Source organism: Aneurinibacillus thermoaerophilus, assembly GCF_900099925.1.
Classification (GTDB): Bacteria; Bacillota; Bacilli; order Aneurinibacillales; family Aneurinibacillaceae; genus Aneurinibacillus; species Aneurinibacillus thermoaerophilus.
On sequence record NZ_FNDE01000025.1, the window covers coordinates 38740 to 50019 of the forward strand.

General features: G+C 41.6%; 12 protein-coding genes and 1 CRISPR repeat array. Of the genes, 1 reads left to right on the forward strand and 11 read right to left on the reverse strand.

All coding sequences use genetic code 11. The annotated features are described in order from the left end of the window. Window positions 1-69: 69 nt before the first annotated feature. A CRISPR array of direct repeats spans window positions 70-364; the repeat unit is 30 nt; unit sequence GTTTCAATTCCTCATAGGTAAGCTATAAAC. Between the two features lie 217 nt (window positions 365-581). The 9 genes from cas2 to BLR88_RS19605 all read right to left on the reverse strand — a co-directional run bounded on the left by cas2 (window position 582) and on the right by BLR88_RS19605 (window position 9639). Continuing rightward, window positions 582-845: a CRISPR-associated endonuclease Cas2 gene (cas2, locus tag BLR88_RS12560; RefSeq protein ID WP_091260809.1), complete on the reverse strand. Its 264-nt coding sequence runs from the start codon at window positions 843-845 to the stop codon at window positions 582-584. 12 nt (window positions 846-857) lie between these two features. Beyond that, on the reverse strand, window positions 858-1850 hold the full coding sequence (gene cas1b / locus BLR88_RS12565) for a type I-B CRISPR-associated endonuclease Cas1b (RefSeq protein ID WP_091260811.1): 993 nt from the start codon (window positions 1848-1850) through the stop codon (window positions 858-860). A gap of 14 nt (window positions 1851-1864) precedes the next feature. Continuing rightward, the gene (cas4, locus tag BLR88_RS12570; RefSeq protein WP_091260813.1) at window positions 1865-2377 is read right to left on the reverse strand and encodes a CRISPR-associated protein Cas4; all 513 of its coding nucleotides are present in this window, start codon (window positions 2375-2377) and stop codon (window positions 1865-1867) included. Window positions 2378-2391: 14 nt separating this feature from the next. Further along, a complete protein-coding gene (locus tag BLR88_RS12575; RefSeq protein WP_091260815.1) occupies window positions 2392-4728 on the reverse strand; it encodes a CRISPR-associated helicase/endonuclease Cas3 in 2337 nt (778 codons plus the stop codon). 19 nt (window positions 4729-4747) lie between these two features. Then, the gene (gene cas5, locus BLR88_RS12580; protein WP_091260817.1) at window positions 4748-5512 is read right to left on the reverse strand and encodes a CRISPR-associated protein Cas5; all 765 of its coding nucleotides are present in this window, start codon (window positions 5510-5512) and stop codon (window positions 4748-4750) included. Window positions 5513-5536: 24 nt separating this feature from the next. Further along, entirely contained in the window at window positions 5537-6427 is an 891-nt protein-coding gene (cas7i, locus tag BLR88_RS12585) for a type I-B CRISPR-associated protein Cas7/Cst2/DevR (protein ID WP_091260819.1), read from the reverse strand. Further along, window positions 6420-8153 (reverse strand): hypothetical protein, encoded by a 1734-nt coding sequence (locus BLR88_RS12590; RefSeq protein ID WP_091260821.1) that lies wholly within the window; start codon window positions 8151-8153, stop codon window positions 6420-6422. Before BLR88_RS12590 ends, cas7i begins: the two co-directional genes overlap by 8 nt. Window positions 8154-8336: 183 nt before the next feature. After that, window positions 8337-9095, reverse strand: a complete 759-nt coding sequence (gene cas6 / locus BLR88_RS12595; protein ID WP_091260822.1) for a CRISPR-associated endoribonuclease Cas6 — start codon at window positions 9093-9095, stop codon at window positions 8337-8339. Between the two features lie 403 nt (window positions 9096-9498). Continuing rightward, a complete protein-coding gene (locus BLR88_RS19605) occupies window positions 9499-9639 on the reverse strand; it encodes a hypothetical protein (protein WP_217639390.1) in 141 nt (46 codons plus the stop codon). 640 nt (window positions 9640-10279) lie between these two features. Here BLR88_RS19605 and BLR88_RS12605 point away from each other — a divergent pair. Beyond that, window positions 10280-10504, forward strand: coding sequence for a hypothetical protein (locus tag BLR88_RS12605; protein WP_091260826.1), 225 nt, complete (start codon window positions 10280-10282; stop codon window positions 10502-10504). Window positions 10505-10643: 139 nt separating this feature from the next. On the opposite strand, the gene BLR88_RS12610 is transcribed toward BLR88_RS12605, so the two are convergent. Next, window positions 10644-10910: a transposase gene (locus tag BLR88_RS12610; RefSeq protein ID WP_091260828.1), complete on the reverse strand. Its 267-nt coding sequence runs from the start codon at window positions 10908-10910 to the stop codon at window positions 10644-10646. A 70-nt stretch (window positions 10911-10980) separates the two neighbouring features. Continuing rightward, window positions 10981-11280 (reverse strand): winged helix-turn-helix domain-containing protein (locus BLR88_RS12615; protein WP_217639391.1); only part of this gene is annotated, 300 nt, incomplete at its 5' end.

The following is an 11280-nucleotide window of genomic DNA, read 5'->3' on the forward strand; positions in this document are numbered from 1 at the left end:
TGAAAACACATCCACCACATAGGTAAGCTATAAACTGTATGCAAAGGCAGCATGTCATTACCTCATTGCGTTTCAATTCCTCATAGGTAAGCTATAAACTACATAACTCCGATGAATTTCATAGGATATCTTTTGTTTCAATTCCTCATAGGTAAGCTATAAACGTATTTTCGTGATGGTTGGGAAACGCCTGTCAAAGCTGTTTCAATTCCTCATAGGTAAGCTATAAACCGCGTGCCTGCTGATGACCCGGTATTACGCATGTATGTTTCAATTCCTCATAGGTAAGCTATAAACGCTCCCTGACTTGTGACTTTCAGTTTTTCATACTTTGGTTTCAATTCCTCATAGGTAAGCTATAAACCCATTTTACATGAAAACATACATAGGGAAAACCCTTGCGGCATAACACTTTTTTCAGCTTTCACAACAAAGCACAAAAACACGCTATATTATATGTCATTATTTACATAATATCGCCAACCTCAATGTTTCTGCGTATTTAAACCAAAACAAAATGTCGTCGATCCCCTACCATTTTTGCAAGATTAGGGGTCGACGACATAAACAGTGACAGTCATTTATATAAATTGAGTTAACTCGTTCTTCTCCACGCCCATGATTTCACGCCTAGAATATTTGGTGCTTCTAAACGTATAAATAATAATCGAATCCTCGGATGTATCTATAATCTTTTCTAGCTTCATCTTTAGAATTTTGAAATTAGCCTCTGTCATTTCGCCTTCAAACACAGAATTCTGCACCCAATTCAGATACGCTCGGCACGTTTTTAATGCTTTGGCTACGCGCTTCTGGTTAACATCGTATACTAAAATCACAAACATTTTCAGCCCTCATTACCACGTCATGGCGAACGGTTTATACTCTTTTTCACCCATAAAATGCTTCTCTAACTTATACGCTTCCAGGCGAATGTATCTGCGATACGATACCGATCGCCCCAACTCCCGATGTTTTAACGTTGTAGCAAATTTTTTGTCCAACTCTTGCATAAATACGCGCTTACCTTTTTCTTTTAGAATAACCCCTTCACTATCCCGTTCAAAATCGTTCTCCGTGATCATTTGGCGCCCAACACAGGATAAAATAACACGGTCAATCAGTATCGGTTTAAAGATTTCGGCTAAGTCCAAATTAAGAGAGAACTTTCTGAAATTTGTCGTATGCAAAAATCCAATGCGAGGATCAAGATGTGTTTTATATATTTCACTCAAACAAGTCGTATACATAATAGAGTTTCCAAAGCTAATCAACGTATTCAAGTAATTTTGTGGAGGTCTGCGTGTGCGTTTTTCAAAGCGAAAAGCTTCGTTATTTAATATCGCATCGAACGAACGATAATACTGCTCCCGGATATTTCCCTCTACTCCCATTAGTTCAGCAACACTCATATCAGGGGTTAATGTCGATCGTAGCGATTGTATGATATCCAAGCGATCCCCTACATCTTTGGCTCGATTACGATAATATTTAAGTACGACTTCAATGTTGTGTACCGCACCACGCACAAACTGATAAGCCAGTATTTTCCGCTTGGCTTCATCCATATAGTGTTCGGCCTGCTTTAGGATCATATACCCCGAGTTTAAGTGCTCCCGCGGGTAGAAACTTCCCATATAATAGCCATAATGATCGTAATAATGAAGCACAATTTCTTTCTGAGATAAAAATTCCAGCAACTTCTTATTGCAATCTACTTCTCCAAAAACATGGAATTCTGACATATGTTCCACGGGCACAAATTTACGGCGTCCGTCCCCTTCAAATACAACCGTATTATCCTTGCGCCTTAGTACACCGTTAGAGAAAAAATATAACGATTTCTTCATGCACTAATCTCCCCCTAACTCCAGCAAAATTCCGCGTAAGCACAGGATTTGCATACAGCGAGCTTTCTCGGTACAGGTGGATAAGGCTGAGAAACAATTTCCTGTATCTCCTGAATGATACGTTCTAAACGTTCAACATCATCATCCGTTAAATCAACCGTTTCCTTTTCCCGTTCTTCTGGAAAACGCAACTCGCCACGTGCATCAATGCCCCGTTGCCGCAATTCATAAAGGTAAAATTGTAATTGTAACTTGGCACTCTCCCGATAAGTTGAGCTTTTCTTCACTTCGCTAATAACAAGCTGATCTCCGTCCCACCGGTACGTGTCGATTTTACTGTTTCCAACTTCCAGTTCTTTCTTCTCACGTCCGTAATAGTGCTCTCCTAGGTAACGTCCCAGAACTATATTTTCGAAATCTTGATCCGCGTTCAACTGGCGGCTTAAAAGCCATACTTCCCGTTTGCATATTGTGTAGTACCAAATAAACGTGCCGGAAACGTGAAAGGAAAATTCGCTGACCTCCATATTCCATCCCCTTATTAAAAACTGTAATGATCAAAATCATCTTTCTTTATAACAAGTCCGATATCGCTGCTATACTCAACCTCGCATAAAGGGAGCTTATAAGGATTATCCAGCGTCATGTATTGTAAATGATTTTTATATACGGCCATACTTACTGGCACTTCATAATTCGACACAAGCGCATACTGTTTCTCCTTGCATAGTCTTATCACCTCTTCATAGTAACAAGCAGGGATAATTGAAGTTTTAGCGTATTTAAACAATCTTGTCTTCTCAGTATCTATCTGATTATCAAAAATACCGCTTGCTATTCCGCTTCGCGCAGCACGCAGTCCTTCCGCATAGTCATCATCTTTCCAAATCATGTCCTCATAAACAATTTCCATAAAATTGGCAACATCCCGTTCACTCCACTTACCAACATGCTGCTCAATGATGTCCTTCGTACGGTCAATGAGGTATCGTTTATCGCGGTATACATACTTGTAAGCCGCCTCACTAACAGGAAATACAATCATTTCGGCATCGGATACAAGGCCGTAACGATTACAACGCCCTGCCCGTTGAACGAGCGCATCCAAAGGCGCACATTCACTGTACATCACGTCAAAACTAATATCCAAAGACACTTCGACCGCTTGTGTAGCAATCAATAACTTGACGGCAACTCCTTTATCATTCGTTAATCTTTGCTCTTTCGCCAAACGATCGGTCATTGTGAACTCGGAATGATAGCATAATACTTCATCTCCCAGTATGGATGCCCATTCGAGGTAAAGCGCCTTAGCCCGGCCCACCGTATTGACAATAATCGCGACGCGTTTGCCCTGATTCAGTTTCTGTTTAATGTCGTTTGAACATTCTTCAATCGGCTGCTCTATATAGCGCCATGTCGCCCGCTTTCGATCCATTAACTCTTCAGCTACGACAATTTGCTGAATTCCTACCTCTTGTTTAAAATGATTACGTAAACCGCTCGGCATCGTCGCACTCATAAGCAATACGTTACCACCCAGCTGTTGGATGGTTCGTATCATCTCCGTTATGAGCGCTAACGTATACGTATCATAAGCATGAATTTCATCGAATACGACACGATTGCCCACAAGAGCGAATAGTTTTTGCGTCCAAGCTCCTGTATTAAATTGTGTCGTTAACAGTTGATCGACTGTAGATACCATTACAGGCTTCATAAACGCTTTGTTTAGTAGCAACGTTTTTCGCAATTCCACAACATGTTCTTGATCAGCAAACTCACCTTCTTGCCCTAGCGACCTGGCAAAATAATTGTCCATGCTAGAATGCGATAAACCGCATTCTTTCTGTTGGAAATAATAATTAAACAATCGTTCATACAAATTGTTTGAAGTGACCATCGTTGGCATAAGGAACATCACTTTACCGCAGCCAGATTGTAATGCCCAGAGCAATGCTGCCTCCGTCTTACCTGAACCGGTTGGGGCAATAACAATGATATTTCCCTGAGCTTCAGCGCAAGCCAAATGAAATGGGCGCTCCTGATACACCTTTCCTTCGCCTTCCACCTTAGCCCTCATAAGATTCCACAAATCGTCAGCCGTTGTCGCACTTTGTAGCACAACATCTGCTGACGATGATGCTAACCAATCACAAGTGTGCAACATACCTTTAGCCAGCGCATATTGCAGACGAGCCTGCTGATTATGCGAAGGGATCAATTTCACATATCCATCCCAAATGGCCAAAAAGTTCTTTCTACAATCTGGGCTTTGAAACCTCTTCAGTATCGGAGCATACTCCACCACATTCCCTACGTCTTCACATTGACTCACTCGCATTTTGTCTGAAGTATACTGATATATAAATTGCAGTGCCTCATCATCTAAAACCGGCCACTCCCGCCATTGCTCCTTCTCTCTTGTAAAGGAGGTTAAATTTTTGTCCAACAATTTATGGTGTCCGATGACAGCAAACCAGTCATATGGAAATTGCAACCCATAACGCTCACGGATACGCGGGAACATGCAGATTGCGGACCAAAGCTCGTGACGAAAGTGCTGTGGGGAATCCTTCGCCTCGTTACCGTCCGTTTCATTTTCCCCGTTTAACTTTAATAATTGCTGCATACGACGTTGAAATATCGGAAGCAGTTTGCCTGCATCATGCATCAATACCGCATAACACATCCGTTCACGAAACTGTTCCCATGGAAGACCTAAAGCTTCTACAGTTTGTTGTAACTCCTGCGACCACGAACTTATAAAAATCCGCTGCCATACAGCATGACAGCGGTCAATATGATATTCATAGCTTCCCTGCGCACCCGATTCGGGCTTGGCATAGTAGCGAACATTCGTGGAGGTTTCTTTCATTTTTTGTATTCACCTACTTTTAATGAATGTGTGCCAAAGGAACGAATTCTTCCCCAAAGCAATAGGCTTCGACACTTTGCTTAAGTCGTTGCAGATGGGTCAGAAAAGTAAAGCTCTCATAACGCGCTCCTTTTCGAACACCCTTGGCGTCGAATACAAAATCTATCGGCAAACGCGCCACTTTCGGTGCGTTTAACGATATGCGCAGCGGCATACGTTGTATCGCTTCCCAATCGAATGTAAACGCATGGGACCAATCTCCCTTAATCATTACATTGCTTAATTCCGTTGTCTCCTTAACCGGCAAATGATCAAACCACTTCACAGAAATGCATTTAGCCAAGTCATCGCTAGCACCTAATGTTAACGCATACACAGGAGACAAAAAAGCTTCATACAAACGACCAGCGTATGATTCATCTTCACAAGCATAGTATAGTTGTATCGTTCCTGCTAACTCTCGCTGCTCCAGCGAACGGGGAGCGAAACACAAAAACTCACGGTTCAAAATATCGTTGCGAGGTTTTTTCTCCAAGTCTACCGTCCACTTCGTATAGTTCCACAAATCTTTGCCTTTTCCGATGGAAGCACCCTTTACTCCAACTCGCGCTTGGGCCTGCCGAAACCATGTCCATGTTTGTTCAAAAGAAAGTCCCAATGCCGCTCCAGCTAGGCCAACGATCGTGGATACGGGAGGAAGCGGTAGCGTCACATGATATAACTGACCGCCGGGGTCGCGAAAACATGCCGTCTCCGCGACTAACTCAACTCGTATCCCAAACATAACGAACCATCGCTCCTTCCTGCTTTACGCTTCATATACTTGATGCAGCCACTGCTTCATCTCTTGGAACGACTGCCCGATAGACTGTACATCATCATGATCGGCAGCAAAGAATCCTTTGCGTTCACCCATCGTATGAGCAATGAGAACCGATTCAAAGTCAGCCAGTGTCTGCTTTACCACACTCATATTCACCTCGTTGTTCTTTACGAATACCGATTCAAGAAAAATCGGGTTTTTGACACGAAGCAAAGCTGCACTAACGAACTTGGGCGACATATCCGACAAGAACCGACTCTGACGGCCCACCGTCCACAAGTTTTGTATCGCATCCAACAGCAGCGATACACGCTCTATTTTTTCCAGCGGCGACAATTGAAGTTCATACTTATCTCCCTCCGTCTTTTCTCCCACGCGATCCAGTTCGATGAGAATCGTGCCACGATAAAACCCGGAGTGAATTTCCGATTCGAAAATATTAGGATTGCCACCTGCTTTGGTAGACATATAGTTCGTTGCAAAATCTAAATCACCACGATACGGATCAAGGGCGATGAGAGGAGATACGCGCACCGGGCTTGTCCGCTTAACTGTTTCTTTGTCTGCCCGCATAAAGCCGAACAGATCATCATCAATATACTGCTGCGGATCACATTGTGTCGTTGCCGCACCCTTTTCCTGTTCCCCGGCAACTCCCTCGGATAAGACACATCCCAACGTACTTAACTGTTCTCGTAACGCGCGGCGAACCGCTTGAGACGAACAATACGGATATTCTTTACCGTCATTCATTTGGATTTTTTTTATGCTGGAGATATTATCCGCTTCCTTATCGGAACCATTTAACGACACATAGGACCCTTTTGTTACATATGTTAATGTTAAACATTTCGCTTGCTTCCACGAATTACTCATCCGTCTTCTCTCCCTCTTTCGATTTATAGTACATTAGTGTATTATACGCATTAAGCGCACTCGTAACGACATACGCTTTAAAATGTTCAAAATGGCATTGCTCTAACACGCCATTTACATATTCTTTCGGCACAATAATTCCGTAACGCATTTGCAACGTGTTAACTTGGCTCATGAAGTCCGCTTTTGTGCGTGTTTTGCGAAGCGAAAACAAATCTCCCTTAATCTTTTTCAATTCATCGTTGCGCTTTGCATCTGAACCGCACAAATAGTCGCGCGCGCTGTATACAATCTGCTTGCCCAACTGGGTCGCCATTTTAATTTGTTCGGGATTCATTGTATCCTCCTTATCTATATCAAGTCCTACTTCTTTGCGAATCAACGACTCATAAAAAATTGTAAACTGCAAAATATGACGTAAGTTAGGGTGGTGACCTTCCCGACTAACATGAAAAGCAAACCGCTCCACCTCTTCAATAATTAGCTTCTTCTCCAACACCCGGCGTAAAATGCGGTTACGATACATTGTCGGATTCGTGTCATCCGTTGGATCATGCAAATCATGGTAAAAGGATTTCAGGTCTACTTGGGGTTCAACCATACTTAACTCATGAAGCAAGCGGAATATATACGCTGTCTCATCGTAAAAAACCAATTCATCGATCATAAATGTCTGTCCCTTAGGCGACACGACAAACAATGCCATCTGCAATGGTGCTTCATCCAGCGCTATTTTCATCAGTTCTAAAATGAAGGGGTCCGCCGCTTGCTTATCCCGCTCTTCCTTATATAGTTGATATACCTTGTTATAGTACGCCCACAAAAATTCGTAAGGCTTACGCGCCCGATAAAGTAGCCCATCCTTCTTCATCTCAATGTTGCTCAAAAAATACTCTTTGTCTAATTCACGAACAGCCGATAAGACTCCCATTTTTTCTTGGAGATGGCTCATCTTCCGAACACTCGGCGCATAAAGTTGCAATATAAATAGTTTGTCGTTCGTCTTCCGATAGAGTGCTGTCTCCACTGCAAAACGGCTAAGAAAACTGCACTCCCAACACAGCTTATCCGGTTTATTCAGCTCGGAATTGAATGATTTTGCCGCAGAGTTACTCGCAAATAGCAGGAAGGCTGGCTGGGACACATCTTCACAAGCAGAAGAAGCTTTCCCACATACCGAGCAGACACTTTTTTTCTTTTTTTCTTCTGGTAAAATAACAAGATCGGCGTGACACACAGGAGGTTCAAACAATAGTTGCTTTTTAGAGCCCCAGAACGTCTTTTTTTCAGTCTGAATATATTGTTCGGCTCGTTGTGCAAGGGTAGGATTATCTTGGTGCAGTTGTGAAATAGGAATGGCCTCTGCCCGCCAACTAGAACCTTTCACGAACAAGGCGGGAATCGGAGTCGGCTGTCGCTTCGGTTTACAATCAAACCGGTCAAGCTCGCGATTGTACACAACCCATTCGCGCAACTCATGCTGCTTCTTTGTGGACACGTTCCAATGCCGCGTGGCCAACTCTTCATAGCATGCTCTCAAAAACTCGCGTAATTGGTCTTGCGAACTATATGTAAAGCGAAGCTCTTGATTGTCAGAAGATAGCGATATGTCGATATCGGGATATTTGGACTGCAAAGATCTAGCTACTTGGTACAGTCCCACAATCCCACAATCAATCCACCATTGATGACGCAAGCGGAAGACGTATACTTGCGGGACAGACAACAGACTCACCTCTTTTTTATTTTATATTGAGTGTTTATTTATATAATAATCATTGAAATGAAAAATGTCAATAATATACATGAAAATATTAGAAAAAAATTCATATTGTCTTACTTTAAAACACCTTCTATAATGTAAGCACACTCCCTATAAGGAATTGAAACTATTGAGTGTTAATTTAGCCTACCTACAAGGATTGTTTTTCTTATTTACAAGAACAATACAGCCAAAGCCTTGGGCATTTTTAGAACCAAGTCCGCAATCAAGGGCCGTTTGCAGCAGAAGATGACTCCCTTTTAATTCAAGTGTGGACGTGTACCCTTTGACAATGGTTCCTTTATAGTTAACAATTTGCATTCTGGATTGTCCCATTCTTGTGACACTAATACTTTTATTGAATAATGCTTCATCGCCATGAAGCAGTTGTGCTTTCTTTATGATGTTTTGCCGAACAATATGCTCAAAATCGCTCTCCCCTGGCTGAAAATAACACGTGTATTTTCGGCCATCCGGACGATTCAACGTACTATAGGCAACGACAGGAGATAACGTTCGAACCCGAACCGTATTCTCATCAATTTGGTATTGCTTGGCCTCGATGGCTTTCACACGAACGATATGATTGCCCAACCGCACTTCATGATACCTGAGAAGATTCGTCGCTAACGATTCGCAAAACTCTACAATGGGGGAGGACAATACAAGCCTAATTGCATCTGTAAAAACAATTTTGCCTGCCTCGCGATTAATCTTGAAATGCCCCATTAATCGTGAATATGCAAACATGCGAAACGTTCTTCCGCCACTTACATAGCCCTGGTTGTGCAACCTTTCCGCCAATCCCTCATCAATGGAATGATAGATAAACCCCTGAACGATATGGTTATAATGAATAGGCAATACAACCTTTTCCTGAGGCTCTAAAGTAACAAACATATGCATTAAGAAAATTCCTTTCGTTCATGATAAAGCTATAAATAATACTAATATTTTACTATATCATGTGTGATAAGAGGAGGAATACGAGAAAAATGAGAGGCACCCTGTGCGAAGGAACAAGGGGAAATGGCTTGCCACTCTCTTTTTTCCTGGCTTTGCTCAGGCCCCTTTTCTTCTCTTTTTCGCTTGCTATCTTCTTCCTCTCATTGTAAAATAAATGAAAAAATTCCCAATATTATCTATTTAGCATTTTTCCTGTTGATGAAAGACAAATCAATGCAAACTACAGAGATTGCAAAAAGAATGCAAAGAGCATGAGTCTCAATGCTTATAGTATAGATATAAAGATATATTGTTCTCAATTGTTTCCGGGTAAAAATCATTAAATATTCATAATTGTCAAGTGCTATAACTTCCCCAAAATCGTCGTTTTAAAATTTCCCAGAAGCATTCCTTCTCGAACATCCGTCATTGATTCCGGACAAAGCACTGCAACCGATAGCAACCGCTGAATCTGGGATGCATTGGCAGATACGATTGGTTCCATCATCTAATCCTTGTTACTGTACCAAAGCCGTAATTCATCAAACAAAAAGTCCCGCCTCTTAGTGAGGTTGGACTTTTTGTTTGTGTAGATTCCAGCTTAATTTTAAGAAGAATATCAGACCAATCAGAACTGTAACAAGCAATCCTAACAAATCACTATACACCAGTAGCTCTGCATATGTATAGGTTAGTGTCATATACAGCGATTGGGCCCAATATGCCAAGCTTATAAACAATACGCTTACCATGATATATAACTTCAAACCATTATTTTTCTTAAAATTAACTACGAAATATCCAGCAAAAAGAACAAAGACAACAGCGGAGAACTTAATAAAAAATTCAAGATCAGTTTGTGTAAAGGTTACCGGTATACCCGATGCGATTAAAATTCGATACATAATATGTGCTGCCAATAAAAACAGGAGTACCGCAAATACGACCCAATCGACAATTTTTCCAGCAAAACGAACGAGAGGAAGAATGATACTTACCTCCTTGAATAAAGAAATTGCGGCCTTATATAATTATATGATAGTGTTGAAAAACGTATATTCTCTGAATAAAACATCAAAAATCCACCTCGTAGGCAAGAATGGTGAGTACCGACAAACCCCATTCTAGCGAGGTGGATACTTACCATGATATCCAACTTTACAGAAAAACATGCTACTTTATCTGAAACATCCTTGCTTCGTTTCATCTGTGCTTATATTGAATTCATTGATCTTCAAGAACCGGTTTACAAAACAGGAAGACCACGAATCCAGCTATGTGTTCTTGTTCATAATATTGGATTTTATGTTAGTTTTGCAACACCTTTAAGAGGTTTTTCTTTATTTGAAGAAAAAGCCTACACCGAATAATTACCAAAATGCATATAAAAAAGCTGATTTCCTATATGCTATATACATTCCAATTGACAGTTTAACAGCCAATACGACCAATACGACGTAATACTCGTTCTGGACAAGATTGTGTAAAGTCTAAAAATCGCTGAACCGCCTATTCAATCTCCGATTGATTTTTGTGAAACACGTTTGAAATGACACTATCTTTAAGCCAGCGCCAAAGCTTTTCAATTGGATTTAGATTGGGTGAATACGGCGGCAAAAACAATAAGTAGAGTCTCTGATGATGCTCTTTTAGAAAAGGACGAAGCAGTTTGGCATGATGAATATGGGCATTATCGATGATCATAATGACCTTTTTGTTGGCATAGCGCTTCATCACTTTCTTCAAGAATTCCAGAAAAGAAGCAGCGGAGACCATGTAGCCCGAAGGGCTTGATACGAGCGAACATGGGTCTCGTCTGGTGCAAGCAGTACCGTATTTTCGTCCATTACGTTTTTTTTATCATCTCTACCTGGTGTACAAACGCCTGCTGTTTCTCTTTGTTTGCTTTTGCCAATACATACGTTGTACGCTTCCAACGCAATCCTAAGCGATGAAGCATATCCGCGATACCGGAACGTGACATCGTAACAGAAAACCGTTCTTCGATCCATTTTTGAAGCAGGCGGGTATCCCACGATTGAGACGGTTCAATCCCTTCCTGTTCCGGTGTGCTTTCCAATATCACTTTTTTCACCTCCATTTGTTCTTCTGGTGAAAGATACGGTTGTTTTCCCGGAGGGAAATT